Origin of the sequence: Catenulispora sp. EB89 (genome assembly GCF_041261445.1) — a bacterium.
Lineage (GTDB): Bacteria > Actinomycetota > Actinomycetes > Streptomycetales > Catenulisporaceae > Catenulispora.
Genome location: NZ_JBGCCU010000003.1, coordinates 427,262 through 452,955 on the forward strand (window position 1 = coordinate 427,262; position 25,694 = coordinate 452,955).

Consider the following 25,694-nt stretch of genomic DNA (forward strand, 5'->3'; position numbering starts at 1 on the left):
CGCTGGGACCTAGAATCCGCGCGTGAACGATCCCTTTGAGACAGCAGCGATCCGGGCCCGGGTGCTGGAGGCGTGGGTGGCCTCGCCCGTGCGCTTCCGTGAGGACGCCAACCTGGAGGAGGACCTGGTCCTCGGCGGGTACCGGGACCGCGTGGTCGTGGAGTTGGCGCAGAACGCGGCCGACGCCGCCCTGCGGGCCGGTGTGCCCGGACGGCTGCGGTTGACGCTGGCCGGGCAGACGCTGACCGCGGCCAATGTCGGCGCGCCGCTGGACGCGGACGGGGTGACCGGGCTTTCCACGCTGCGGGCCTCGGGCAAGGTCGGGGATGCGGGGTTGGAGGGTTCTAGGGCTGAGGGTTCAGCGGCTGAGGGCTCGGCAGCTGAGGGCTCGGCGGCGGCAGCGGCTGCCGCGACCGCGGCGGCTTCCCCGGTCGGGCGCTTCGGCGTCGGCTTCGCCGCCGTCCTCGCGGTCTGCGACGCGCCGTCGATGCTGTCCCGCGACGGCAGCGTCCGCTTCTCGGCCGCCGACGCGCGCCGGGAAGTGGAGCGTGCCGCCGAGAAGAGCGCGGGGCTCCAGGCCGAACTGGCGCGGCGCGACGGCCGGACCCCGGTGCTGCGGCTGCCGTTCCCGATCGACGAGCAGCCGCCGCCGGGCTTCGACACCGCCGCGGTCCTGCCGCTGCGCGACGACGCGGCCCGCAAGCTCGTCGCCCACCTGCTGGCCGGCCTGGACGACGCGCTGCTGCTGGCGCTGCCGTCGCTGTCGGAGATCGTCGTGGACGTCGACGGGGACGTGCGCCGGCTGGCCGCGACGCGCGACGCGGACGGCGTGTGCACCATCGCCGACGGCTCGAAGGAGTCGCGCTGGCGGACCGTCACGGCGAGCGGGCGGATAACGCCGGAGCTGCTGGCGGACCGGCCGACCGAGGAGCGCGCGCGGCCGAGCTGGGCGCTGACGTGGGCGGTGCCGTGCGACGCGGCCGAGGAGCCGCGCCGGCCGGCGACGCTTCCGGTGTTCCACGGCCCGACGCCGACGGACGAGCCGTTGGGCCTGCCGGCGCTGCTGATCGCGACGCTGCCGCTGGATCCGACGCGGCGGCGGCTGGCGCCGGGGGCGTTGACCGAGTTCTTGTTGGACCGGGCCGCCGACGCCTATGCGGCGCTGGTGCGGGACTGGCCGGCGAAGACGCCGGGGCTGCTGCGGCTCGTCCCGGGGCCGATCGCGGACGGCCCGGTCGACGCCGAGTTGCGGCGGCGGATCGTCGCGTTGCTGGGGCAGACGGCCATCCTGCCGGCGGCGGCTGCTCCGGAAGCGGGCGTTTCGGAAGCGGGCGTTTCGGAAGCGGGCGTTTCGGAAGCGGATCCTGAGACCGGCAACATGGTGGCTGCCGACGCGGGTCCCGAGCTTCTGGTCCCGCGCAACGCCGTGTTCCTCAGCCCGAACTCCGAAGCCCTCGTCGCAGCACTCGAAGACGTGATCCCGGGGCTGCTGCCGGCCGGGTTCGAGCGGGACCAGGCGGCGCTGTCCACGCTCGGCGTGCGCGGCATCGGCCTCGGGGACGTGGTGGAGGCCGTCGCCGGGCTCGACCGGCGGCCGGAGTGGTGGGCCGCGCTGTACACGGCGCTGGACGCGGTCTCCGGCGACGATCCGCTGGCGTTCGACGCGCTGTCGGCGCTGCCGGTCCCGCTGACCGACGGCCGTACGGTGCGCGGGCCGCGGGGCACGCTGCGTCCGGCCACCGGCCTGGACGACGCCACGCTCGCCGCGCTCACGCCGCTCGGGCTGCGGGTCATCCACCCGCACGCGCTCGGCGACGGCGCGCGGCTGCTGGAGCGGCTGGGCGCGCAGCCTGCCGAGCCCCGGGTGATGCTGGCCGATCCGGCGGTGGAACAGGCGGTGGAGGCCGCGTACGACCCGGTGCCGCTCGGCGACGACGCGTCGTCCGATCCGGTGGCCGTGGCCGAGGCGGTGCTGGCGCTGGTGCGGGCCGCCGATCCGCGGCCGGGCGAGCGGTTCGGCCTGGGACGTCTGCTGCTGCCCGAGGCCGACGGCGGTCTGACCCCGGCCGGGGAGCTGCTGGTGCCGGACTCGGCGCTGGCGGGGATCGTCGATCCCGAGCTGTACGGGTTCGTGGCCGGCGAGTGGGTCTCGCGCTGGGGCGCGACCGTCCTGCACGCGGCCGGCGTCCCCGATGGGTTCCCGGTGCTGCGGGACACCGACGTGCTGCTCGACCCGGACACGCTCGACGACGAGCTGGCGGAGCTGGAAGGGTTCGAGGACTGGGCCGAGCACGTGGAGTCGGTGTGTCCGCCGGATTCTGCACCGGTGGTGCTCGCCGAGCTGGCGGCCGTCACCGGGCTGGAGACGGTGCGGCCGGAGGCCTGGCCGCAGGCGCTGGAGCTGCTGGCGCGCACGCCGGCGCTGCGTCAGGCGGTGCTCCGGCCGGCGCGGCTGTCCCTGGCCGACGGCGGCAAGCTGACGGTGCCCTCAGCGACGGCGTGGTGGCTGGGCCGCACACCGGTCCTGGCCGACAAGTGCCCGGCCGACCTGGTCGCCGGCGACGACACCGCCCTGGCAGGACTCTACGATCCGCTGGACCCCGCCGACGCCGGCGCCCTCGCCAACGACCCGGAGTTCCTGACGGCACTGGGCGTCAAGACCACGGCGCTGGAGCTGCTGGCCGCCGCCGGCGGTCCGGACGAACTGCTGGACCGCCTCGCCGACCCGGACCGGACGGTGACCAGGAGCCAGCTCACGGACCTGTACTGCACCCTGGCCGAGATCCCCGCCGACCGGGTGTCCCCGCCGGACCACCTGCGCGCCACCCTGGACGGCGAACTGGTGGTGGCCGACGCGGACGACGTGGTGGTCGTGGACGCCCCGGACCTGCTCCCGCTACTGGCCGGCCGACCCTACCTGCCGATCCCCCTCCGGCACGCCACCGCCCTGGCCGACCTCCTGGACCTGGACCTAGCCTCGGAGGTGATAGACGCGGGCGTCGACGAACCCGGCGAGATCCGCGACGTCCCGGACGCGGTCAGGGCCCTGCTCCCCGACGCGCCGAGCACCTACGTCGAGCACGACGACCTGATCCTCGCCGACGGCACGGAGGTCGACTGGCGCGTCGCGGACGGCGTGGTGCACACCTCCACGTTCGACGGCCTGGCGCGCGGCCTGGCCTGGGCCGCCGGGCGGTGGGACCAGCGGCACCTGGTGTCAGCGATGCTCGCGGAGCCGGAGCGGACGGCGGATCTGCTGGTGGAGGTGGACTTCGAGTAGGGCGCCGGTTGGCGCGGGGCTGCGGCGAGCTGTTCGGTCGCAGCCTCGCATGCCAGGAGCCTTACACGCTCGCACGCATGCCCTGCGAGCAATGCCGAAGCCCTGCACCGCCGCACGCCGCGCAGCCTCACCCGACACGCAGCTCACGCATGCGTGTGCCTCGCATTGCCGCAGCAGTGCAGCCCGCAGCCATGCGGGTGAGTGGGCAAGCGGCGCTGTAGCCGAACGTGCGCGACCGGCATGCGTCGCGCGGGTGGACAGGCGGGAAGTGCTGCGAGCGGGCGCGTGCAGGCCGGCGGTCGTGCGAGCAAGCGGCGCTGCAACCGGACGTGCGTGACCCGCATAGGTCGCGCGGACAGGCGAGAAGTGCTGCAAGCGGGCGCGTGCAGGCCGGCGGTCGTGCCGGAAGGCGGGGCAAGCGGCGCTGCAACCGGACGTGCGCGACCGGCAGGTGAGCAGGCAGGCAGTGCTGCGGGCGAGCGGTCGGGCGGCGGCGCCGCCGGGCGCGTGCGGGCAGGCGGGCAAGCGGCGCTGCGGGTGAGGCGGGCGCGTGCGGGCTGGCAGTCGTGCGAGCAGGCGGCTCTGCGAGCGGGCGCGTGTGCGCGTGCTCAAACCCGCGTAAAAGCAACCGTCACGTTGTGCCCCCCGAACCCGAAAGAGTTCACCAGCGCCGCATCCCAGCGCCCAGCGCGCGGTGCGCCCCGGATCAGGTCGAGCTCGATCTGCGGGTCGGGGTCGTCGAGGTTGCGGATGGCGGGGGCCAGGCCGTCGCGGAGGCCGTAGGCGGCGGCGAGTGCCGCGAGGGCGCCGGAGGCGCCGAGGAGGTGGCCGGTCATTGATTTGATGGCGCTGATCGCCGGGTGGGTGCCGATGGTTTCGGTGATGGCCGCCGCTTCTTCGCGGTCGCCGGTGGGGGTCGCGGTGGCGTGCGCTTGGATCAGGCCGATGTCGTTCGGCGACAGGGCGGCTTCGCGGAGGGCTGTGCGGATTGCGCGGGCCTGGCCGTCGATGTCGGAGGCGGTGATGTGGCCCGCGTTGGAGGTGATGCCCGCGCCGGCGACGGCGGCGATCGGTTGGGCGCCTCGGGCTCGGGCGAACTCGGCGCGCTCCAGGACGAAGACCGCGCCGCCTTCGCCGAGGACCAGGCCGTCGCGGGCGGTGTCGAAGGGGCGGGAGGCCGACGCCGGGTCGTCGTGGCGCTTGGACAGGACCGTCATCTGGGCGAAGGCGGCCATCGTGAGGGGCAGGACGCAGGCCTCGGTGCCGCCGGCCACGACCACGTCCGCGCGGTTCAGGCGGATCAGGTCGATGGCCATCGCGAGCGCCTCCGCGCTGGAGGAGCAGGCGCTGACCGGGGTGCGGGCTCCGGCCTTGGCGCCGAGTTCCATGCTGACCCAGGCGGCGGGTCCGTTGGCCATCATCATCGTGACGGTGAGCGGCGAGACCCGGCGCGGCCCCTTCTCCTGGAGCGTGGCTTCCTGCTTCAGCAGCGAGGTGACGCCGCCGATGCCGGTCCCGACCACCACCGCCAAGCGCTCCGGATCCACCTCGGGGCGGCCCGCGTCGGCCCACGCCTCGCGCGCGCTGACCAAGGCGATCTGCTCGCAGCGGTCGAGTCTGCGGGCCTCGACGCGGGACAGCGCCAGATCGGGTTCGCTGTGCAGTTGCGCGGCGATGCGGACCGGGAGGGGTTCGGCCCACGGCTCCGTCACCGCCGCCACCCCGGACTGTCCGGCCAGCAATGCCGCCCACGTCGACGGCGCGTCGGCGCCGAGTGGGGTGACGGCGCCGATCCCCGTCACGAAGATCTCGTCGCGCGCTGCGCTGTTGGACATCTGCAGGGCCTCCTAGCCGTGGTCGCGGGCTCGCCCGAGACCGCCGAAAACCAAAGCGACGGCCACCGGCCGCCTGCGAAGAACTCTGTCAGCGATCAACGCGCCGGACGTAGGCTGTGATCTCCCGAGATGGCAGCGCAGAATTGTGCGTTTCCCACTAAGCACGACGCGGCACAATCGCGCGATACGTGCGCTGTGCAGGCACAACGAAAAAGCCGGCCGCCCGCGCACCTGCGCGAACGGCCAGCTTTCCCACTACTCAGCTAATGCTCGACCCTGCTCACTGCCCGGCGGTCGAAACCCCGGCCGCGGAACCGGAGAGCCAGGTCTGCCAGCTCTCGTTCCAGTCGGTGTAACCGTTGCCGTTGTGGACCTGGTCCGGCTCCCCGTTGATGGTGACCGGGTCGCCGATGTTGATGAAGTTGTAGAACCACGTCGCGTCGGCCGGCTTCAGGTGCACGCAGCCGTGCGAGGTGTTGTCGGTGCCGATCTGGGTGTCCCAGCCCGCCGCGTGGACGTACGTGCCCGAGTCGGTCAGGTGGACGTCGTCGTACACCTTGAGGTCGTAGTACTCGCCGACGCCCGGGGTGCAGCTGAAGCCGGGGACCGAGCAGGACTTCATCTCGATCATCGGCTGCTTGTCCAGGACCACCATGGTGCCGCCCCACGTGCTGTAGCCGGCCTTGCCGGTGTCGGTGGGGATCTCCTTGATGTCCTTGCCGTCCTGGTAGACGTGCATGGTGTAGTTCTTCGTGTCCACCACGGCACGCTGGTCGCGGCCGATGGTGAAGCTGAAGTTCTTGTTGTACGAGCCGTACGTGATGTCGCCGGCCTTCACGCCGTTCAGGTTCATCGCGACCGAGACCTTGGTGCCCGACGCCCAGTAGTTCTGCGGGCGCCAGTCGACCTGGGTCGAGGTGATCCAGCTCCACGCGCCGTCGACGTGCGGCGTGGTGGTGACCGTCATCGCCTTCTCGACGTTGGCGCGGTCCTTGGAGTTCGGCGGGTTGGTGAAGTTCACCGAGATCGGCTGGCCGACCCCGACCGTCTCCCCGTCGTCCGGGAAGTAGCTCTGCAGCCCGAGCCGCTTCTGCGGCGTCAGGGTCGTGAACTTCGCCGAGATCGTCTTCTCGGCGCCGCTGGAGTCCAGCGCCTTGCCGGTCACGGTGTAGCTGCTGGATATGTTCAGCGTCCCGGTGGACGTCCAGGACGAGCCGTCGGCGGCCAGCGTGCCGGCCACCTTGTCGCCCTTGGTGTCCTGGGCCGTCACCGACTCGATCTTCCCGCCGGCGGCACTGATCTGGATGCCCGACGACGGGTCGGCGTTCGAGGTGCCGTCGGCCGGCTTGGCGCTGAGCACGAGGGGCGTCGCGGGCGACGAGGACGTCGTCGTCCCCCCTGGCGTGCTGGAGCCGCCTGCCGCGCCGGCCGGCGCGGAACTCCCGTTGGCGACGGGGTTCATCGCCGACGGCTTGGAGCCCGACGAACTGCCGCAGCCGGCCGCCAGCAGCGTGGCCGCGGCGGCGACCGCGGTCAGCTGGGCGGCGCGACGCCACGCGGGCCGGACGGTGACGCGGCGGGCGCCGACGGCGACCACCGCAGAACCACCCCGGCCGTGCTCACGTGCCACGAGTCCTCCTTGGAATGGACAGGTTTCTGACCACGTATAAAGCGGTTGACTTCTTGTCGAGTACGGAACGTGCCCGAACCGGTGCCTTCCGTGCGAAAGCGCACGCCAAGCCCCCCAGGATTCCGTACACCCACCTAGACGTCACGTGGTGCCCCAAGGTTGCTGGAGAAATCGGCCGATCATGGCTTCGTGACAGTTCCGGTACAAACATGCGAGGTTGGGAACTCTCAAAACAGGTTGAGTACCCCTGAACCGTCCGGTCTCAGGCATCTGACGACGGCCCTGGCGGCGCGACGCTTCCGGCGCAGCCCCGAGCCTCGCGGTAAGGCCCACCCCGGAACAAGTTCAAGATTCTTCGTCCCCTGGTGTGGACAGCGTTCGGTGAGAGCGCTTTCATGAAGCTTGCGCGCGCAATGGTATAGACCTCGCGGATACCCGGAACCGGCCGTGACTCACACGGCCGGCACCGAACGGGTCCGCGAGTCCTCGTGGTGCGTCAACCCAGGAGAACCCCCATGTCCGCAACCCCACAGCAATCACCGCCCCGCACCGCCCGCAAACGCTTCCGGCGCCTGGCCGCGGTGGCCGCACCGCTCGCCGTCGCGCTTCTGGCGTGGGCCGCCGCGCCCGACGGCGTGGCCCAGGCCTCGGCGCCCCCACCGCCGTCGGGCTGGAACCAGGTCTTCCTCGACGACTTCAACGGCGGGTCCGGCAGCGGCATCGACGGTCAGTGGATGTACGACACCGGTCCGGGCTCGAACTTCGGCACCGGCGAGATCGAGACGATGACGAACTCGACCAGCAACGTGCACCTGGACGGCAACGGCAACCTCGACATCACCGCGCTGGGCGGCGGGAGCAACTGGACCTCGGGCCGGGTGCAGACCACCTCGGCCAACGTCGGGGCGCCGGCCGGCGGCAAGCTGATGGTGACCGCCTCGATCCAGCAGCCGACCGGGGGCCTGGGGTACTGGCCCGCGTTCTGGATGCTCGGGCCGGGCCAGTGGCCGGAGAACGGCGAGATCGACATCATGGAGGACGTCAACGCCCTGTCGGAGGTCGCGGGCACCATCCACTGCGGCACCTACCCCGGCGGCGTCTGCAACGAGGGCAACGGCATCGGCAGCGGGCTGCGAGCCTGCGGCGGCTGCCAGAGCGGCTTCCACACCTACTCCATGGTGCTGGACCGCACGAACACCTCGAACGAGTCGATCACGTTCTACCTCGACGGCAACCAGTACTTCTCGGTGAGCGAGGGACAGGTCGGCGCCTCGACCTGGCAGCAGGCCTACGACCACAACCTGTCGATCATCCTCGACCTGGCGATGGGCGGCGGGTTCCCGAACGGGGTCTGCAACTGCACCACGCCGACCGGATCGACCGCCTCCGGCGGCACGATGCAGGTCGACTACGTCGCGGCCTACACGACCAACGGCGGCGGCGGCCCGCCGCCGCCCCCGCCGGGCAGCGGCCCGATCTACTCCGGCGTCGGCTCCAACATCTGCCTGGACGACCAGAACTCGAGCACCGCGAACTACAACCCCGTGCAGATCTACACCTGCAACGGCACCGCGGCGCAGCAGTGGTCCGTGGTCCAGTCCGGGAGCACGCTGCATGTTCTGGGCAAGTGCCTGGACATCTATGCGGCCGGGACGACCAACGGGACGAAGGTCGATCTCTACGACTGCAACGGCACCGGAGCGCAGGTCTTCGAGCCGCAGTCGAACGGATCGCTCTACAACCCGCAGTCCAACAAGTGTCTGGATGTCCCCGGTGCGACCACGCAATCGGGTACGCAGGTCCAGATCTACGACTGCAACGGCACCAACGCTCAGAAGTGGACTCTTCCGTAGCGATCAGCAGTAGCAGGACGCATGCGGCCCCGGCACGGATTTCCGTGCCGGGGCCGTGTGGTTCGCGCGGCCGAGGCGGCTCAGCGCTTCGGCCGAACTCCGCGCGCGCCGGGTCCGGGTTCCGGTCTGGGTTTCGGTCCGAACTCCGGTCCGGGTTTCGATCCGGGCGCCGGTCTGGGTTCTGGTCCGGGCTCCGGCGGCGTCGGGTAGGCGGCGCGGCTGAGGATGGCCGCCGGCTCGTAGGCGAACAGGCCCCACATCGCCGCGACCGTCGGGTGCGCCGGGTCGGCCTGGTAGGACAGCCAGCAGGCCCAGCGGCCGCGGTGGGTGAACCAGCACTGGATGTGGCCGGGGAGCCAGCGGCCGTCGACGCGGACCCAGATCGTGCTCTCCCGCGGCTCGACGCGCCGGGCGTCGCGGGGCGGGCGCGGCAGCCGGCGGGCGTCGCGCCAGGGACCCCCGGGGACGCCGCTCAACTCGGGTAGACGCGCAGCCGGCCGGCACCGTCGGCCTCCACACGCAGCCGCACGCGCCCCAGCGCGAGCTGGATGCGGGCGGCGGTCTCCGGGCCGGACAGGCCCTCGATGACGACGACGGAGCGTCGGCCGTCGATGTGCACGGCGGCGGGGAAGCCTCCGAGGCGGTCGACCTCGGAGGCGACGGCGCGGGCCAAGGGGATGAGCGGTTCCACGGCTGGGATCCTACTCGAACAAATTTTCGCATCAAGAGGCGGCCGGTCGCGGCTCCAGAATGAAGACGGGGATCACGCGGTCGGTTTTCTCCTGGTACTCGGCGTACGCCGGATACGCGGCGACCGCGCGCGCCCACCACTCGGCCTTCTCCTCGCCGGTGACTTCGCGGGCCGTCATCGCCAGGCGCGCGGCGCCGTCCTGGAGCTCGACATGCGGGTCGGCGGCGACGTTGAAGTACCACACCGGGTGCTGCGGGAAGCCGCCTTTCGAAGCCACGGCCGCGTAGCGCCCTTCGTACTCCACGCGCATCAGCGGGATCTTGCGGATCTTGCCGGTTTTGGCGCCGCGCGTGGTGAGGACGACGATCGGCAGGCCGGTGTCCCAGAGCGTCCCTCCCTGTGTGCCGTCCGAACTCTCGTAGAGCTCGACCTGTTCGCGGACCCACTGCGCCGGACTCGGCTCGTACTCGCCTTCAAGAGGCATCGCGGTCATCCCGTCGTCGTGTGCGGATTGTGCTCGCGGTCCTCCGAGTCCTTACCCCTCCATCGGTTCACGCCATCGAGCTTGTGCCGACATCGCCGCACTGAGTGTGGAATGCTGGCCCGATGCCGTCGATCAAGCATTTCCAGGTCACCTTCGACTGCGCCGAGCCGCAGCGTGTCGCGCAATTCTGGTGCGAGGTACTGGGGTACGTCCTCCCGCCGGCTCCGGAGGGCTTCGCCACGCTGGCCGAGTACGAGCTCACGCTGCCGCCGGAGGAGCGCGGTACGTGGGCCGCGTGCGTCGACCCCTCGGGAGCGGGTCCGCGCCTGTACTTCCAGCGCGTGCCGGAGGGCAAGGTCGTCAAGAACCGGGTGCATCTCGACGTGCGGACCGTGACCGGGCTCGTCGGCGCGGAGCGGGTCGCCGTGCTCGAGGCCGAGTGCGAGCGGCTGATCGCGCTCGGGGCGTCGAAGGTGCATCTGCTGCCCGCCGATGAGGAGAACGAGTCGTGCATGGTGATGCAGGACGTTGAGGGCAACGAGTTCTGCCTCGACTGAGGCCGGCGGCGGAGTCGGAAGGCTCATCATCATCGAGGTGGCGTGGTGAAGCAGAGCGCGGGCATCCTGCTGTACAAGATCGAGGACGGCGAGCTGCGGGTGCTGCTCGTCCATCCCGGCGGGCCGCTGTTCACGAAGCGTGACGCGGGCTGGTGGTCGATTCCCAAGGGCGAGTACACCGACGACGAGGACGCGTTGGCGGCGGCCGTGCGCGAGCTGCGCGAGGAGACCGGCGCGGAGATCGACGCGGCGCGGGAGCGCCTGGTGGACCTCGGGTCGGTGCGGCAGAAGAGCGGGAAGGTGGTCACCGCGTGGGGCGTCGAGGCGGATTTCGACGTGACGACGTTGGTGAGCAACCTGTTCGAGCTCGAGTGGCCGCCTCGGTCGGGGGTGCGGCGGGAGTACCCGGAGGTGGATCGCGGGGAGTGGTTCGGGGTGGAGGCCGCGCGGGAGAAGGTCAACAGCGCGCAGGCTGCTTTCGTCGATCGGTTGGTGGCGTGGCTCGCGGAGAACTCAGAGCATTGAGGCATTGAGGCATTGCGCCGGCCTGTTCGGCGACTGAAACCGGCCGGTCTCGGCCGGTCTCGGCCGGCTGGTCCCAGCAGCTAGTCCCAGCGGACCGGCAGATGCTTGAGGCCGTTCTGGAAGTTGGAGGTCAGGCGCACCGGATCGCCGTCGGGACGGATCCGCGGCATCCGGGTCAGGACCTGGCCGAGCATCGCGCGCATCTGGGTCTTGGCCAGGTGCGCGCCGAGGCAGTAGTGCGGGCCGAAGCCGAAGCTGACGTGGTCGTTCGGGCTGCGGGTGAGGTCGAGGCGGTCCGGGTCGGGGAAGACGGTCTCGTCGCGGTTCGCGGAGGCGTGGTAGACGACGACCTTGTCCCCGGCCCGGATGGCGCGGCCGCCGAGGGTGACGTCGCAGGCGGCGGTGCGGCGGAACTGCATCACCGGGGGCCAGTAGCGGAGGAGTTCGTCGACGGCCGCGTCGAGGCGGGCTTCGGGGTCGCGGCGGAGGTCGGCGAGCTGGTCGGGGTGCTGGAGGAGGGTCAGGAGGGCGCCGGGGATGCCGTTGCGGAGGGTTTCGTTGCCGGCCACCGCGAAGAGGAAGAACATGTTTTCGAACTCGGCGTCGGCGAGGCCCTCGGCGAGGAGGCGCGGGACGATCCCGGCGGAGGCGGTCGGGGCGGCCGGGGCGGCCGAATCGGCGGCACCGGGAGCGGCGGCAGCGCGGGCGTCAGCATCCGTACTCGCTGCGGCGAGGCCGTGCGCGTACGCGTACATGTCGGCCAGTCCTGTGCGCGAGCGCGGGTTGAGCGGGCGTCCGTCGGGCCTGGTCATCGTGGCCGGGCGTTGAGCGAGCGCCGCGCGGCCGAGGGGGCTGAGCGCGGCGGCGTCGGCGGTGGTCAGGCCGGCGTAGTCCGTGTCCTGATAGCCGATCACCCGGTTGGCCCAGTCGTAGAGCAGGCGGCGGTCCTCGTCCGGGACGCCCATGATGCGCGCGAGCGTCCACACCGGGAGGTCGGCGGCGGCCTCGACGAAGTCGGCGCGGCCGGCGGGCAGGGCGGCGTCGACGAGGATCCGGGCCCGCTCGGCGATCGTCTCCTCCAGCGCCCGGACGGCCCGCGGGGTGAACGCCGCCGCGACGATGCGCCGCAGCCGGGACTGCGCCGGCGGGTCCTGGTTGAGCATCATGGCGCGGACGAAGCCCAGGTCGTCGGCGGTCTCCGGATCGCGGATCTGGGTGCCGCCGAGGTGCGAGGAGAAGGTCTGCGGATCGCGCAGGACGCGCTTGACGTCGGCGTGCGCGAACACGCCCCAGTAGCCGGGGCCGGCCGGCCAGGCGCCGACGGCCGGCTCCTCGATCCAGCAGACCGGGGTGGTGCGGCGGAGCTCGGCGAAGCGGGCGTAGGGGACGGCGTCGGTGTAGGTCTGCGGGTGGAAGATCTCGGCCGTCACCGTTCCAGCGTGCCGCACCGGCCGGGCGCGGGAAAGGCCGCAGAGGCGAGTCGGCGGTATCCGGGACGTGGCCGGGATCGGCTCACAGCGGCTTGACCCAGCGGGACCACTCGGCCTGGGGCGCGTAGCCGCCGGCCCGCCAGGTGCGGTGCGCGAGGTCGTTCTCGTCGAGCACCATGGCGTCGGCGCGGGTGCCGCCGAGCGCGCGGAAGCGGGCCTCGGCAGCGTCGACCAGCAGACGGCCGATGCCGGCGCGGCGGCGGCCGGGGTGCACGGCGAGGCGGTAGAGGTGGCAGCGCCAGCCGTCCCAGCCGGCGACGACGGTGCCGACCAGCTCGCCGGTGGCCGCGTCGACGGCGAGGATCAAGGCCTCGGGGTCGCGCGCGACGAGCGCTGAGAGCGCGGCGGCGCTGTCGGCGGGACGGTGCGCGTCCTCGGCGGCGAGCTGCCAGAAGGCCAGGACGGTGTCGAGGTCGGCGGCGGTGGCGGGGCGGAGTTCGGGGGCCGGCATGGCGATGAGGCTAAGACCGGGTAAGTAGATGTGGGCGCCGCTGCTCGCGATGCGGGACAACCGGCACCACGCAGAGCCCCGACTCCGTCGGCACCCAAGCACCGGCGCCCAGCCACAACAAGCGCCAGCCTACGACACCGAGCCGCCGGCGCCCAGCCGACACCGATGCCCGGCCGCCGGCGCCCAGCCGACACCGATGCCCGGCCGCCGGCGCCCAGCCGACACCGATGCCCGGCCGTCGGCGCCGAGCCGACACCGATGCCCGGCCGTCGGCGCCCGCCTACTCGTCGTCGCCGATCACCGGCTCCAGCAGCGTGCCGGCGTTGTGCTCCAGCAGGCGCCATCCGCGGCGGGCCTCGCCGAGGACGGACCAGCAGCAGTTCGACAGCCCGCCGAGCGCGCCCCACAGCTCCTCGGGCAGGCCGAGCATGCGGCCGAGGGCCACGCGGGCCGCGCCGCCGTGGGTGGCGACGACCAGGGTGCCGCCCGGCGGGACCTTCTCCAGGCCGCGGAGGATGGCGGGCACCACGCGGTCGGCGACCTCGGTCTCCAGTTCGCCGCCGCCCCGGCGGATCGGTTCGCCGCGGCGGAACGACTCGAACTCCTCGGGGTAGCGGGCGATGATCTCGTCGTCGTCGAGGCCCTGCCAGCGGCCCGCGTAGGTTTCCCGGAGGCCTTCGTCCAGGCTGACCGGGAGGTCCGTGAGGTGTGCCAGGCTCTCGGCGGTGCGCGTCGCCCGGATCAGGTCGGAGGCGACGATCACGCTCGGCCCGAGGCCGGCCAGGACCCGGGCGGCGCGCTCGGCCTGGGCCAGGCCCACCTCGTCCAGGGGGATGTCGGTCTGGCCCTGGAAGCGGCGCTCCACGTTCCAGGCCGTGCGGCCGTGGCGCCACAGGACGATCTGCCGGGCGCCGTTCACCCGCGCGGCGCGGTCCGCGCCGGACGGCGCGGTCTCGGTCGGCTCGTTGTCGCGCGCGGCGGACGCCGACATGGCCGCCTGCGCGGCCTGGGCCGCCGCGGAGGTGGCGGCGGCGAGCGCGGCGGTGCTGGCGTTGGCGTCGGCGATCGGTGCGGCCGGAGCCGGCGCCACAGCGCCGGTCCCTATGCCGTCCTGGTCCGTGCTCACGCGCCCAACCCGGCGGCTGGTCGGTCTTCCTCCGCGACCTCGGCGTCGTCGGCGAACTCGTCCGCGTCGTCGAACTCGTCGTCGAGCTCGTCGGCATCGACGTCGGCATCGACGTCGGCATCGGCGACGTCAGCGACGTCCTCGACGGTCCCCACAGCCCCGGCGGGCCGCTCGCTCCGGCCGTTCGTCACCGACTCCGGCAGCTCGATCAGCGGGCAGTCCTTCCACAGCCGCTCGAGGGAGTAGTACGTCCGCTCCTCGGCGTGCTGCACGTGCACCACGATGTCGATGTAGTCCAGCAGGACCCAGCGGCCCTCCTGCTCACCCTCGCGCCGCGCGGGCTTGGCGCCGATCTCCAGCAGCCGCTCCTCGATGCCGTCGACGATCGCGCGCACCTGGCGGTCGCTGTTGGCGGAGGCCAGGACGAAGGCGTCGGTGATCACGAAGACGTCGCTCACGTCGTACGCGACGATGTCGTCGGCCACTTTGTCGGACGCCGCCTGGGCCGCCGCGATGGCGAGCTCCCGGGCGCGGTCGGTTGCGGTCATGAAGTCTTCCGTTCGTGGACACTTGCTGGGCGATTACCAGGATCTCATGCCCAGCCGGTCGGCCCGTCGGGTTTAGGCCGCCGGGACGCGGCCACAGCCCTCAGCCGGTGGACGAGCTCGTCGCCGTCGACCGGTGCGAGGCCCGGTCGTTGCTGGACTTGGTCCCGTCCGTCGGCCCGCCGCCGGTCGCCGCGTCCGTCCCGGTGCCGGTCCCGGTCGCCGTCCCGGACCCGCTCGGCGTCGTCGGCTGGTCGGCCGGCACCTGCCCGATCTGCGTCCAGTCCGTCCCCAGCACCACCCGGGCGTCGGTGAGCGTCGTGTCGAACGGCGTGACCCGCACCGCGCTGTCCGGCAGCCCGAGCGCCAGCGCGACCTGCCGGCCCAGCGACATGGCGTCCTGGTTCGGCACCGTCACGTACGTGTTCGCCGTCTGCTGCGCCACGCCCTGGTCCACCGGCGTGTAGCCGCCGCCGACCAGCTTCGACTCGGCCATCGCGCGGCTGGAGACGGTGTCGGCGCGGCCGGTGGCGTCGGCCACCGAGACCCGCGTCAGCCCGCCGTTGTCCTTGGCCTTGGACGCGCCGTCCAGCAGGGCCTTGACCACGCCGGAGGCCTTGTCCAGGTCCATCACCCCGGTCCCGTCGGCCCGCAGCGGCAGCGACTGCTCGGAGAACCGGCTGCCCTGCTCCTCGGCGCCGAGCGCGGTCAGGATCGCGGCCAGCTTGTTGTTGGGCAGCGCCGGGTCCGGGACCGCGGCCAGGCTGTTCAGCACCGCCGTGGTGGTGCCCGCCTCGTGCGGGATCTTGGCCAGCATGCCCTGCACCACCTGGCCGAACCGGGCCAGCTGCTTGTCCGGCGACTCGCCCTTCGGGTGGTAGACCGCGTAGTAGGCGGCCTTGTCGCCGGTCATGTCCTGGGTGCCGGCCTGGAAGAGCGGCTTGCCGTTCTGGTCGAGCACCGCCGCGGCCGAGGCCGGGTCCACGTTGACCGTCACACCGATCAGGTTGTTCAGCAGCGCGGCGAACGTCAGCTCGTCCATCGACCAGACGCCGTCCACGTTCACGCCGAGCAGCGTGGTCAGCGCGTCCTTGCCGGCCGGCGCGGCGCTCGGCATCGAGCCGCCGAACGGCTGGCTGTCCAGCGCGGCGGACTCCACGCTCAGCTCGGCCGGGATCAGCAGCGCCGCGCCCCGGCCGGACGGGTCCGTCCGGCCGGCCACCTCGTTCTTGTCCGCGACCAGGACCACGTTGCCGACCGCGTTGCCGTTGCTGTCCTTGACCTGGAGCAGCACCGTGGTCTGGGTGGCCTTGACGCCGCCGCTGCCATTGAGCAGGAACCACGCCCCGCCGCCGACGACCAGCAGCACCAGGACCGCGGCCAGCGACATCAGCTGGATCCGGCGGCGCCGGGCCCGCTCGGCCCGGTCGTCGTTGCCGACGAAGTGGAGCCAGTTGGTCAGCTCGCCCTCGGAGTCGCCGGAGCCGCCGGTGTTGTCGGCGTCCGAGGCGGCCTCGGCCGCGGTCTCGGTGGCGACGACGCGCGCCGGGGCCGGCTCGGGGTCCGGCACGAAGCCCGCGACCGGCTCCGGCATCGTCGGGAACGCCGACACGCGCGCAGCGGCAGGCTGCTCGTAGGAGGGCTGCTGCGGCGGGAACGGCTGGTAGGAAGGCGCCTGCTGAGCCTGACCGTAGGGGTCGTACTCGTAAGAAGGCTGCTGCGGCGGCGCCTCGTGCGTGGGCTGCTGCTGCGCAGGCTGCGTGGGCTGGTAGAAGCCCGAAGAGTCGAGGTTCTGATACTGGGACGGCGCCTCGGGATAACCGGCGTTGCCGTATCCATACGGCTGCGCTTGGTAAGGATCCTGGGTCTGGTACTGCTGATACCCGCCCTGTTGATACGGATCTTGCTGGTATTGATCCGTTTGGTACTGCTCCTGGTACTGCTGGCCCGGCGGCTGCTGATACGCGCCGCCCTGGTAGTAGGAGGGATCCGTGTAGCCGGGGTCCGTGTAACCAGAGTCTGTGTACCCGGAGTACTGGTCGTACGCCGCGGCCTCCTGCTCGGCCTGCTCCACGTACTCCGCCGGCCGCTCGTACTCCCCCGATCCGCGCCGCCCGGTGCCGGGGCTCTGCGGGGCCAGATAAGGGTCCTCCGGGGGGCTGTCGGAGCGCCGCCGTCGGCCGCGCCCTCCCGAGCCCCCGCTCGTCGGCGGATCGTTCTCCCCCGGCCAGCTCATGTCGTCCCTGTCCCAGGGGTGTCCCGGTAGAGCCCCCGCTTGTTGATGTACTGGACGATTCCGTCGGGGACCAGGTACCAGACCGGTTCCCCGTGCCGGACGCGTTCACGGCAGCCGGTGGAGGAGATCGCCATGGCCGGCACCTCCACCAGCGAGGCCTTCCCCGGCGGCAGCCCCGGGTCGGCCAGCCGGTGGCCCGGCCGGGTGACGCCGATGAAGTGGGCGAGGTCGAACAGTTCCTCGGGGTCGCGCCAGGAGAAGATCTGCTCCAGGGCGTCGGCGCCGGTGATGAAGAACAGGTCGGTGTCCGGGCCGCGCTCGGCCGACAGCTCCCGCAGGGTGTCGGTGGTGAAGGTGGGCCCGCCGCGGTCGATGTCCACCCGGCTCACGGAGAACCGGGGGTTCGAGGCGGTGGCGATCACCGTCATCAGATAGCGGTCCTCGGCCGGGGACACCCGGCGCTCGGACTTCTGCCAGGGTTCACCGGTCGGGACGAACACCACCTCGTCGAGCCCGAACAGGCTCGCGACCTCGCTGGCCGCGACCAGGTGGCCGTGGTGCACGGGGTCGAAGGTGCCGCCCATGACGCCCAGCCGCGTCCGGCGCCGTCGGGTCGCCCCGGCGGCCTGCGGCTCAGGCGTCGGATGAGAGGTCATGGCGCGTCACCCTACCCGGTCGGACCGGGGTGGTGGGACTAGCGGTCCTTGTTGAGGCGCGTGGTGACGAACAGCAGGATCAGCAGGACGCCGAGGACGATCGCGCCGTTCAGCGGCGGGTTGATGCCGTTGTGCGTCGGCTCGGGCGCCGTCGTGCCCTCGGCGAGGAGGGCGTGCGCGGCCTGCGTGGCGGTGGAGAATGCGGACATGGACGTCAGCATAGGGGGTCAGCCGTACCGGAATCCCGGCAGGGTGCCCGCTGCGGCGGGCACCGTCAGCCGCGCGGGCTACTCCCCCGGCCGGCGCCCCGGCTACTCGCCCTCGGAGTCGTGGTTCCGGTAGCCGCGCAGACACGCCCAGGCGAGCAGTACGACGGTGATCACCGTGCCCAGCACGAACCACCGCAGCCAGCCCGCGGTGTGGGGCGCCGTGTTCTGGGGGAACGGGCTGGGGTCCGCCAGATAGATCGAGTGAAGGACACGCATGGCGTCCACAGTACGCCGGGCCCCCGGGGAACCTCCCAGCAGGTCCGGACGTCCCTATCTTGAGAGCTCCACCGGCGGTCACGGGAACGCCCCGCGAGGGCTGTGCCGGGTCTACTGTGAGCTATAGAGACGTCTACAAGGGGGTTCCCGATGCCGGATCGCGAAGGTTCTGAGAACACGCCGGACCGGAGCCGGAAGCGTTTCCCGGGCATCAGCTCCCGGGCATACGAGCATCCCGCGGACCGCACGGCACTGGTCGCGCTGCGCAAGGTCGACGGCTTCGACATGCTGCTGCGCAAGCTGTCCGGCTTCATCGACGAACGCAAGATCCGGCTGTCCCTGCTGGCCGACGGCGTCAAGGTCGGCGACCTGCAGTTCCCGCGCCTGCAGACGATGCTGGAGGACGCCGTCGACGTCCTGGACATCGGCTTCATGCCGGAGATGTACGTCGTCCAGAACCCGGTCCCGAACGCCTTCACCATCGGCATGGACCGCCCGACGATCGTCCTGACGACCGGCCTGTACGAGCTGATGGACGAAGAGGAGATGCGCTTCGTCGTCGGCCACGAGGCCGGCCACGTCCTGTCCGGCCACGCGGTCTACCGCACGATGCTGTTCTGGCTGACCAACTTCGCCACCAAGCTGTCCTGGATGCCCATCGGCAAGTGGGGCATCGACATGTTCATCAACGCCCTGCTGGAGTGGTTCCGCAAGGCCGAACTGTCCTGCGACCGCGCCGGCCTGCTGGTCGAACAGGACCTGGACGCCGCCATGCGCTCCCTGATGAAGCTCGCCGGCGGCTCCCATCTGGCGGAGATGAACCCGGTCGCCTTCCTGGAGCAGGCCCGCGAGCACGAAGGCGGCGGCGGCCTGCGCGAATCGATACTGAAGCTGGTGAGCCTGCGCGAACGCACCCACCCCTACACCTCGATCCGCGCCCTGGAACTGACCCGCTGGGTCGAGTCCGGCGACTACCAGCGCGTCATGTCCGGCGACTACCCGCGCCGCGAGGACGACCCGCAGGCCAGCGTCCGCGAGGAGGCCCGCGCCGCGGCGAACCAGTACAAGGAGAACTTCGAGCGGACCACCGACCCGCTGCTGACGAAGGTGCGCGGCTTCGCCGACGAGGTGGCCGGGGTCGGGAGCCGGCTCGGCGAGACGATGTACCGCAAGTGGGGCCCGGGGCGCGGGGAGGGCGACAGCGTGCCGGATGAGGGCGCTGAGGGCTGAGGCGCTGAAGTCTGAGGCGCTGAGCTGAGCGACAAGGCGGGCGGCCCCGGTTCCCGGTGGGAATCGGGGCCGCTTCGTCGTGCGGACGGTCGGCGACGAGGCGCCGCCGCCGCGAATCAGACGCCTTGCCCGTCCTCCGGCGCGAGCATCACCAACTGGTAATCCCGCCCCGACACCGAGAAGCGCACCGCGTCCTGCCCCGACGCCGAGACCGACGTACTCGCGCTGCTGGTACTCCCCGATCCCCCGGGCGTCCCCGATGCCGGGGGCACGTTCGGGTTCCGGTCGTTCCCGGCCTTCGACGACGAGAACAGCCGAGGCACGCCGATGATCGCCGACGTCACCAGCGCGGCCAGCACCACCCAGGCCACGTTCCGGCGCCAGCGCCGGCGGCGGCTGGTGCCGTAGTCGATCGGGACGCTCTTGTCCCGGGCCGGGGCCGGGACCTCGCTGAGGTCGGTCGGCGTGCCGTCGGTGCGCCAGCCGCCGTCGTGGGGGCGCTGTCTGCGCCACTTCTCGCTCAGCTCGCGCTGGCGGGCCGAAGGCTCCTTGTAGGTCGCGGTCTTCGTGGACTCCTTGGTGAAGGAGCGCTCGAACTCAGCCCACTCCCGCTCGGAGAGTATCGGCGCGTCACCAGGGTCCTCGGCGTTCTGGTTCTTGTCCTCGGCCACGGACGGCCTTCCCCAACCCAGCTCAGGCACGGCCCACTTCCCCCGGACCGCGACACGGACATGATGGGCGAAAGGCTACTTGATCCGGCCCCGTTGCACACCTGATTCAGTGCCCGGCTGCACGGACCGCTCCCGGATCCGGCGGGCGCGGCGCACGCCGGTCACTCCCGGATCTGGCCGTCGCCGGTCATGAGGTACTTCGTCGACGTCAGCTCCGGCAGCCCCATCGGGCCGCGCGCGTGGGTCTTCTGCGTCGAGATGCCGATCTCCGCCCCGAAGCCGAACTCGCCGCCGTCGGTGAAGCGCGTGGAGACGTTCACGCCGACCGCCGCCGCGTCCACCCGCAGCTGGAACGCCCGGGCCGCGTTCAGGTCGCGGGTGACGATCACGTCGGTGTGCCCGGTGTTGTAGGCGTTGACGTGGTCGATCGCGGCGTCCACCGAGTCCACGACCGCCGCCGACAGGTCCAGCGACTCGTACTCGGCCGCGAAGTCCTCCTCGGTGGCCGGCACGACGGCCGCGGAGAAGGCCGCGACCCGCTTGTCCCCGTGCACCGTGACACCGTGCTCCGCCAGCGCGGCGAGCGCCTTCGGCAGGAACGCCTCGGCGGCGTCGGCGTGCACGAGGAGCGACTCGGCGGCGTTGCAGACGCTGTAGCGCTGCGTCTTGGCGTTGATCAGGATGCTCAGCGCCTGGTCGAGGTCGGCGGAGGCGTCGACGTAGACGTGGCAGTTGCCGGTCCCGGTCTCGATCACCGGGACCCGCGCGTTGTCCACCACCGACCGGATCAGCGAGGCGCCGCCGCGCGGGATGAGCACGTCGACCAGCCCGCGCGCGTTCATCAGGTGCGTCACGGCCTCGTGCGAGTCGCCGGGCACCAGCTGGACGGCGTCGGCCGGGAAGCCGGAGGCGACCAGCGCGTCGCGCATCACGGCGACCAGCACGGTGTTGGAGTCCTTGGCGGAGCTGGACCCGCGCAGCAGCGCGGCGTTGCCGGACTTCAGGCAGATGCCGGCGGCGTCCACGGTGACGTTGGGCCGCGCCTCGTAGATGATGCCGACCACGCCGAGCGGCACCCGCACCTGCCGCAGCTCGATGCCGTTGGGCAGCACGCCGCCGCGCACGCTCTCGCCGACCGGGTCGGGCAGCGAGGCGAGCTGGCGCAGCGCCTCGGCGATGGCGGCGACGCGCGCGCCGGTGAGGGTGAGCCGGTCGATGTACCCGGCCGCCGAGCCCCCCTCCCGCGCACGCTCGGTGTCGCGGCCGTTGGCCTCGACGATCTCGGCGGTGCGGGCGACGAGCGCGTCGGCCATGGCGTGCAGGGCCGCGTCCTTCTGGCCCCGCGGTCGCTGGGCCAGGTCGGCGGCGGCCTTCTTGGCCCGGCGGGCGGCGTCCAGGACTTCGGTCTGCAGGTCCGTCATGGGTCCAGCCTAGGCCGAGCGGGGGCGGTCCCGAGAGGATTTCGCCTGTCGAGACGCCCCGCCGGCCCCGGCCGATCCCGGTTCGGCTCCGGCCGGTCCAGGTTCGGTCCCGGCCGGTCCAGGTCGATTTCGGTCGACCCCGGTCACGCCGCCAGCGGCTGGACCGTCAGCTGGTAGTCCTCGCGGACCCGGCCGTCCTCGTCCAGCACCAGGAACACCCGAGCCGACCAGGCGGTCTCGCCGGCGTCCGGGCCCTGCGCGCGGTCCAGCCGGATGGTGAAGGAGACGACGTCGCCGTGCACCGCGACGTCCTCGCCGCCGACGGCGGTGTAGGCGGCGTTCGCGACGAAGGCCTCGTAGGCCTCGGCGACCCGCTCGACGAGCGCGGGGCGGCCGAAGTACTGCCGCCCCTCGATGTACTCGATGCCGCGGTCCGACCACAGTTCCTCGACGGCCTTGGCCCGGTCGGCCGGATCGCCGACGGACCAGACCGCGAGATAGCGGTCGACGACGGTCTGGATCTCGGTGGTGAGGTTCGCGATGGTGTTCTGGATGGTGTTCTTGGTGGAGTTCGTCATGGCCATGACTCTCGGTCCGCCGGTCACCGGAGGGTCAAGCACCGCGAACCGACAAGACTCTCCGGTAGGGGGAGGCCCCACAATCGGACCATGTCCTTGTTCCTGTCGATCGGCGACTTCTCGCGCGCCACCCACCTGACCGTCAAGACGCTCCGGCACTACCACGACGTCGGACTGCTGGAGCCGGCCGAGATCGATCCCGCCACCGGCTACCGGCGGTACTCCACCGCGCAGATCCCCGCCGCGCAGGTGATCCGGCGGTTCCGGGAACTGGGGATGCCGCTGGAGGAGATCCGGACGGTGATGGACGCCCCCGACGTGGACACCCGGAACCGGCACATCGCCGCGCACCTGAACCGGCTGGAGGCGGAACTGGGGCGGACGCAGCGCGCGGTGTCCTCGCTGCGGGACCTGCTGGCGCCCGGCGCGACCGCCGCCGTCCCGGACATCACGCTGCGCGAGGCCCCGGCCGTCCAGGCGGCGGCGGTCACCGACACCGTGGCGATCGACGACGGCACCGCGTGGATGCAGGGCGCGCTGGGCGAGCTCTACGCCACGGTCGCCGGGCAGAACCTGACCCCGACCGGCCCGGCCGGAGGCCTGTTCACCGACGCCGTGTTCACCGAGCACCTGGGCGAGGTGACCATCTTCGTCCCCTGCGAAGGCCCGGTCCGCGCCCTGGGCCGGGTCCGGCCCCTGACCGTGCCGGCGGCGGAGCTGGCGATCATCGAGCACACCGGGCCGCCGATCGAGTCCGACCGGGCCTACGGAGCCCTGGCGCGGTACGTCGAGCGCCACGCGCTGGCCGTCCAGGGCCCGATCCGCGAGTACTACCTCGTCGGGCAGCACGACACGCCGGACAAGGCCCGGTGGCGCACCGAGGTGTGCTGGCCGGTGTTCCGGGTCGGGAGCTGACAGAGCGCTGCGCTGATCGAGCGCCCGAGCGCCGCGAAATCGCAGCGGTCCGCAGGCAACCGAACCCCCGGCCGCCCCAGTCAGGAGGGTGTCAGCGAGCGGGGCCGACCGGCACCGCTCCCCACCCAGCCGCCTGTCCGGGCCGGCACAACGCGCGAGGAGTGCGAGCCTGATGGCGAAACCCGACCGCGACGCGGAGTTCACGGAGTACCTCAAGGCCCGCTCGGCCTGGCTGACCCGCGTCGGCTACCTGCTGTGCGGGGACTGGCACCGGGCCGACGACCTGGCGCAGAACGCCGCCGTGCGGCTGTACCGGCACTGGGGCCGGGCCTCCCGCGCCGACAGCGTCGACGCCTACGCGCGCCGGATCCTGGTCAACGTCTACCTCGACGAGCGGCAGTCCGGCTGGTCGCGCTTCACGTTCCTGCACCGCGGCCCGATCGAGCGGGAGGCGCCGACACTCGACGCCGACGCCTCCCTCGATCTGCGCGCGGCGCTGGCCCGGCTGGCACCGCGGCAGCGGGCGGCCGTGGTGCTGCGCTACTACTGCGACTTGTCGGTCGAGGAGGCGGCCGAGATTCTGGGCTGCTCCACCGGCACCGTCAAGAGCCAGACAGCGCGAGCGCTGGCCAGGCTGCGAGTGCTGTTGGCCCCCGCGGCGGCTATCGAACTCGAAGGGATCACCCGATGAGCGACGACCTGACGACGGCCCTGCGCACGATGGCGGAGTCGGACCAACCGCCCGCGATGGACCTGGAACACGTCCTGCACCAGGGGCGGCACAGCCTGATCCGGCGCCGGATGGCGGCGATCAGCGGCGGCACCGCGGCGGTGGCGGCGACCGCGCTGGCGGTCGGGGTGCTGGCGCCGGCCGGGAGCGCCGGGCACCAGGGCGGCGTGGCCGAGCCCGCGAGCTCCTCGACGACCGCTCCGGCCGCCGTGACCACTCTTCCGCCCGACCTGGACGTCCACGGCGCGGTCACCGTCGGCTGGAAGTTCGGCTACCTCCCGAGCGGGATGAGCGCCTACGGCGGCGGTGCGGGCGGCCTGGGGAAGAACGAGGGCACGGTGTCGGCGTACGACGGCGCCGGGTTCGCGCTGAGCCTCCAATCGGAACGTGAGGACACTGTCGCGCCCGGCAACAAGAGCGGCGTGCCCACCGAGAAGATCCCCGCCACTGTTCCCGGAGCGCGCGAGGCCTACTGGGCCGGCTACGGAAACGGGCAGCTCGTCGACAGCGCCGGCCCCGCCAAGCCTTTCGCCAGCCTGTCCTGGCAGCTGCCGAGCGGCGAGTGGATGACGCTGGTCGCCATGAACGTCCCGGCCCGCGCCGACTGGAAGGAGCAGACGCTCAAGGCCGCCGCGCACATCATCAGGCAGGACCACTCGCAGCCCCTGCCGTTCCGGCTCACGGACCTGCCCGCGGGGCTCACCATCACCGGCGGCGGCGTGGATCGCATCGGCGGGAACACCAACGGCGACCTCCTGATCCAGGCCGGGCCGAACCCGAGCACCGCCCCGGTGGTGATGGTCGAGGCGTTCAAGATCGGGTCCATGAAGATCGGGGACGCGGTGCCGCCGCAGAACAAGAACACCTGCGCCGACTCCAACGGGCTGACGGTGTGCGTCAGCTCCCCCGACCCCGAGCCCGCACCGCTGAAGGCGGCGGGCGGCGCACAGGCTCTGCTGAACCGGATCATCTCCCTCGGCAACGACCCGGCGAACTGGACGACCAGCGTCCTGCCGTAGGTCCGCACCGCGGAAAAGGCACCGTCGACGCGTGTGGCGTCGGCGGTGCCTCGGTGTTTCGGCGTCTCCGTGTTTCGGCGTCTCCGTGTTTCAGCGTCTCAGCGTTTCAGTGCCCCGATATCTCAGCGTCTCGATGTCGCGATATCTCAGCGCCTCAGCGCAGGACGACCAAGTCGTCCCGGTGCACCAGCTCCCGCTCGTACTGCGGCCCCAGCGCCGCCGCGAGCTCCCGCGTCGAGCGCCCCAGCAGTTCCGGCAGCTCGCTCGCGTCGTAGTTCACCAGCCCGCGCGCGACCGCGACCCCGGCGTCGTCCACCAGGTCCACCGGGTCCCCGGCGTTGAAGGACCCTTCGACGCCGGTCACGCCGGCCGGCAGCAGCGACAGCCGCCGCTCGACGATCGCCTTCACCGCGCCGGGATCCAGCCGCAGCGAGCCGCGCGTGTCGGCGGCGTGCGCCAGCCACAGCAGGCGGGTCGGCGTGCGCGAACCGGTCCGGTGGAACAGCGTGCCGACCACCTCGCCGCGCAGCGCGCGGGCCGCGTGCGCGGCCGAGGTCAGCACCACCGGGATGCCGGCCTCGGTGGCGATCCGCGCGGCCTCGACCTTCGTGGCCATGCCGCCGGTGCCGACCCCGGCCCGGCCCGCTCCCCCGATGGAGATGCCGGCCAGGTCCGCCGGACCCCGGACGTCGGCGACCTGCGATGTGCCGGGCTTGGCCGGGTCGCCGTCGTAGAGCGCGTCGACGTCCGAGAGCAGGACCAGCAGGTCGGCGTGCACCAGGTGGGCCACCAGGGCGGCCAGCCGGTCGTTGTCGCCGAAGCGGATCTCGTGGGTGGCGACCGTGTCGTTCTCGTTCACGATCGGCAGGACGTTCATGTCCAGCAGCCGCGCCATCGTCTGGTGCGCGTTGCGGTAGTGCGAGCGCCGCGTCGTGTCGTCGACCGTGAGCAGCACCTGGCCGACGGTGCGGCCGTAGCGCGCGAAGGAGGCCGTGTACCGGCCGACCAGCAGGCCCTGGCCGACCGAGGCGGCGGCCTGCTGGGTGGGCAGGTCCTTGGGGCGCTTGCGCAGGCCCAGCGGCGCCAGGCCGGCGGCGATGGCGCCGGAGGACACCAGCACCAGCTGCGTGCCCGGCACCTCCAGGCGCGAGGCGATGGCGTCGACCAGCGCGTCGACCCGCTCGCCGGACAGACCGCCGACGGCGGTGGTCAGCGACGAGGAGCCGACCTTCACCACGATCCGCCGGGCGGCGGACACTTCTTCACGCAGCTGGCCGGACACGGTT

Annotated in this window: 24 protein-coding genes and 1 pseudogene; 8 read left to right on the forward strand and 17 right to left on the reverse strand. The window is 72.2% G+C overall.

Annotation, left to right across the window (positions count from 1 at the left end; genetic code table 11):
* The first annotated feature begins 22 nt into the window (after positions 1 to 22).
* Positions 23 to 3,280, forward strand: coding sequence for a molecular chaperone Hsp90 (locus tag ABH920_RS08675; RefSeq protein WP_370348359.1), 3,258 nt, complete (start codon positions 23 to 25; stop codon positions 3,278 to 3,280).
* Between the two features lie 608 nt (positions 3,281 to 3,888).
* On the opposite strand, the gene ABH920_RS08680 is transcribed toward ABH920_RS08675, so the two are convergent.
* Both ABH920_RS08680 and ABH920_RS08685 read right to left on the reverse strand, forming a co-directional pair.
* Positions 3,889 to 5,115, reverse strand: coding sequence for a beta-ketoacyl synthase (locus ABH920_RS08680; RefSeq protein WP_370348360.1), 1,227 nt, complete (start codon positions 5,113 to 5,115; stop codon positions 3,889 to 3,891).
* 280 nt (positions 5,116 to 5,395) lie between these two features.
* Positions 5,396 to 6,745, reverse strand: a complete 1,350-nt coding sequence (locus ABH920_RS08685; protein ID WP_370348361.1) for an Ig-like domain-containing protein — start codon at positions 6,743 to 6,745, stop codon at positions 5,396 to 5,398.
* Positions 6,746 to 7,260: 515 nt separating this feature from the next.
* Between ABH920_RS08685 and ABH920_RS08690 the strand changes: the two genes are divergently transcribed.
* Positions 7,261 to 8,598: a ricin-type beta-trefoil lectin domain protein gene (locus ABH920_RS08690; RefSeq protein ID WP_370348362.1), complete on the forward strand. Its 1,338-nt coding sequence runs from the start codon at positions 7,261 to 7,263 to the stop codon at positions 8,596 to 8,598.
* 80 nt (positions 8,599 to 8,678) lie between these two features.
* Here the strand turns inward: ABH920_RS08690 and ABH920_RS08695 are convergent, their stop codons facing one another.
* From ABH920_RS08695 to ABH920_RS08705, 3 genes are read right to left on the reverse strand one after another with little or no spacing between them, the layout of a single operon-like run.
* Positions 8,679 to 9,074: a hypothetical protein gene (locus ABH920_RS08695; protein ID WP_370348363.1), complete on the reverse strand. Its 396-nt coding sequence runs from the start codon at positions 9,072 to 9,074 to the stop codon at positions 8,679 to 8,681.
* Entirely contained in the window at positions 9,071 to 9,289 is a 219-nt protein-coding gene (locus tag ABH920_RS08700; protein WP_194910627.1) for a hypothetical protein, read from the reverse strand. Before ABH920_RS08700 ends, ABH920_RS08695 begins: the two co-directional genes overlap by 4 nt.
* 31 nt (positions 9,290 to 9,320) lie before the next feature.
* Positions 9,321 to 9,773: a nitroreductase family deazaflavin-dependent oxidoreductase gene (locus ABH920_RS08705; RefSeq protein WP_370348364.1), complete on the reverse strand. Its 453-nt coding sequence runs from the start codon at positions 9,771 to 9,773 to the stop codon at positions 9,321 to 9,323.
* Between the two features lie 122 nt (positions 9,774 to 9,895).
* Between ABH920_RS08705 and ABH920_RS08710 the strand changes: the two genes are divergently transcribed.
* A complete protein-coding gene (locus tag ABH920_RS08710) occupies positions 9,896 to 10,330 on the forward strand; it encodes a VOC family protein (RefSeq protein WP_370348365.1) in 435 nt (144 codons plus the stop codon).
* Between the two features lie 42 nt (positions 10,331 to 10,372).
* On the forward strand, positions 10,373 to 10,855 hold the full coding sequence (locus ABH920_RS08715) for an NUDIX domain-containing protein (protein WP_370348366.1): 483 nt from the start codon (positions 10,373 to 10,375) through the stop codon (positions 10,853 to 10,855).
* An 80-nt stretch (positions 10,856 to 10,935) separates the two neighbouring features.
* Here the strand turns inward: ABH920_RS08715 and ABH920_RS08720 are convergent, their stop codons facing one another.
* The 8 genes and pseudogenes from ABH920_RS08720 to ABH920_RS08755 form a co-directional block, all read right to left on the reverse strand.
* A complete protein-coding gene (locus tag ABH920_RS08720; RefSeq protein WP_370348367.1) occupies positions 10,936 to 12,285 on the reverse strand; it encodes a cytochrome P450 in 1,350 nt (449 codons plus the stop codon).
* 82 nt (positions 12,286 to 12,367) lie between these two features.
* Complete coding sequence (locus ABH920_RS08725) at positions 12,368 to 12,796, reverse strand: GNAT family N-acetyltransferase (RefSeq protein ID WP_370348368.1); 429 nt, start codon at positions 12,794 to 12,796, stop codon at positions 12,368 to 12,370.
* Positions 12,797 to 13,076: 280 nt separating this feature from the next.
* The gene (locus tag ABH920_RS08730; protein ID WP_370348556.1) at positions 13,077 to 13,787 is read right to left on the reverse strand and encodes a histidine phosphatase family protein; all 711 of its coding nucleotides are present in this window, start codon (positions 13,785 to 13,787) and stop codon (positions 13,077 to 13,079) included.
* Positions 13,788 to 14,083: 296 nt separating this feature from the next.
* A pseudogene (gene rsfS, locus ABH920_RS08735) lies at positions 14,084 to 14,470 on the reverse strand (ribosome silencing factor); the annotation flags it as partial.
* Positions 14,471 to 14,570: 100 nt separating this feature from the next.
* Positions 14,571 to 16,703: a hypothetical protein gene (locus tag ABH920_RS08740; protein WP_370348369.1), complete on the reverse strand. Its 2,133-nt coding sequence runs from the start codon at positions 16,701 to 16,703 to the stop codon at positions 14,571 to 14,573.
* A complete protein-coding gene (gene nadD, locus ABH920_RS08745; protein ID WP_370348370.1) occupies positions 16,700 to 17,359 on the reverse strand; it encodes a nicotinate-nucleotide adenylyltransferase in 660 nt (219 codons plus the stop codon). The genes ABH920_RS08740 and nadD overlap by 4 nt, the downstream gene beginning before the upstream one ends.
* Before the next feature lie 38 nt (positions 17,360 to 17,397).
* The gene (locus tag ABH920_RS08750) at positions 17,398 to 17,568 is read right to left on the reverse strand and encodes a hypothetical protein (RefSeq protein ID WP_194916874.1); all 171 of its coding nucleotides are present in this window, start codon (positions 17,566 to 17,568) and stop codon (positions 17,398 to 17,400) included.
* A 102-nt stretch (positions 17,569 to 17,670) separates the two neighbouring features.
* A complete protein-coding gene (locus ABH920_RS08755) occupies positions 17,671 to 17,844 on the reverse strand; it encodes a hypothetical protein (RefSeq protein ID WP_370348371.1) in 174 nt (57 codons plus the stop codon).
* Between the two features lie 150 nt (positions 17,845 to 17,994).
* On the opposite strand from ABH920_RS08755, the gene ABH920_RS08760 reads away from it, so the two are divergent.
* Positions 17,995 to 19,074 (forward strand): M48 family metallopeptidase, encoded by a 1,080-nt coding sequence (locus ABH920_RS08760; protein ID WP_370348372.1) that lies wholly within the window; start codon positions 17,995 to 17,997, stop codon positions 19,072 to 19,074.
* 116 nt (positions 19,075 to 19,190) lie between these two features.
* On the opposite strand, the gene ABH920_RS08765 is transcribed toward ABH920_RS08760, so the two are convergent.
* From ABH920_RS08765 to ABH920_RS08775, 3 genes are all read right to left on the reverse strand, one after another.
* Entirely contained in the window at positions 19,191 to 19,745 is a 555-nt protein-coding gene (locus ABH920_RS08765) for a hypothetical protein (protein ID WP_370348373.1), read from the reverse strand.
* Positions 19,746 to 19,906: 161 nt separating this feature from the next.
* Positions 19,907 to 21,166 carry a glutamate-5-semialdehyde dehydrogenase gene (locus ABH920_RS08770; RefSeq protein WP_370348374.1) on the reverse strand — a complete coding sequence of 420 codons (1,260 nt, stop codon included), beginning with the start codon at positions 21,164 to 21,166 and terminating at the stop codon, positions 19,907 to 19,909.
* Positions 21,167 to 21,309: 143 nt separating this feature from the next.
* Positions 21,310 to 21,744 (reverse strand): hypothetical protein, encoded by a 435-nt coding sequence (locus ABH920_RS08775; RefSeq protein WP_370348375.1) that lies wholly within the window; start codon positions 21,742 to 21,744, stop codon positions 21,310 to 21,312.
* Positions 21,745 to 21,834: 90 nt separating this feature from the next.
* Here ABH920_RS08775 and ABH920_RS08780 point away from each other — a divergent pair, with 90 nt between their 5' ends.
* The 3 genes from ABH920_RS08780 to ABH920_RS08790 all read left to right on the forward strand — a co-directional run bounded on the left by ABH920_RS08780 (position 21,835) and on the right by ABH920_RS08790 (position 24,408).
* Positions 21,835 to 22,659, forward strand: a complete 825-nt coding sequence (locus tag ABH920_RS08780) for a MerR family transcriptional regulator (protein WP_370348376.1) — start codon at positions 21,835 to 21,837, stop codon at positions 22,657 to 22,659.
* Positions 22,660 to 22,831: 172 nt separating this feature from the next.
* Positions 22,832 to 23,350 carry a SigE family RNA polymerase sigma factor gene (locus ABH920_RS08785; protein WP_370348377.1) on the forward strand — a complete coding sequence of 173 codons (519 nt, stop codon included), beginning with the start codon at positions 22,832 to 22,834 and terminating at the stop codon, positions 23,348 to 23,350.
* Positions 23,347 to 24,408, forward strand: coding sequence for a hypothetical protein (locus ABH920_RS08790; RefSeq protein ID WP_370348378.1), 1,062 nt, complete (start codon positions 23,347 to 23,349; stop codon positions 24,406 to 24,408). The genes ABH920_RS08785 and ABH920_RS08790 overlap by 4 nt, the downstream gene beginning before the upstream one ends.
* Positions 24,409 to 24,562: 154 nt before the next feature.
* Here ABH920_RS08790 and proB read toward each other — a convergent pair whose 3' ends face one another.
* Positions 24,563 to 25,690: a glutamate 5-kinase gene (proB, locus tag ABH920_RS08795; RefSeq protein WP_370348379.1), complete on the reverse strand. Its 1,128-nt coding sequence runs from the start codon at positions 25,688 to 25,690 to the stop codon at positions 24,563 to 24,565.
* Between the last annotated feature and the right edge of the window lie 4 nt (positions 25,691 to 25,694).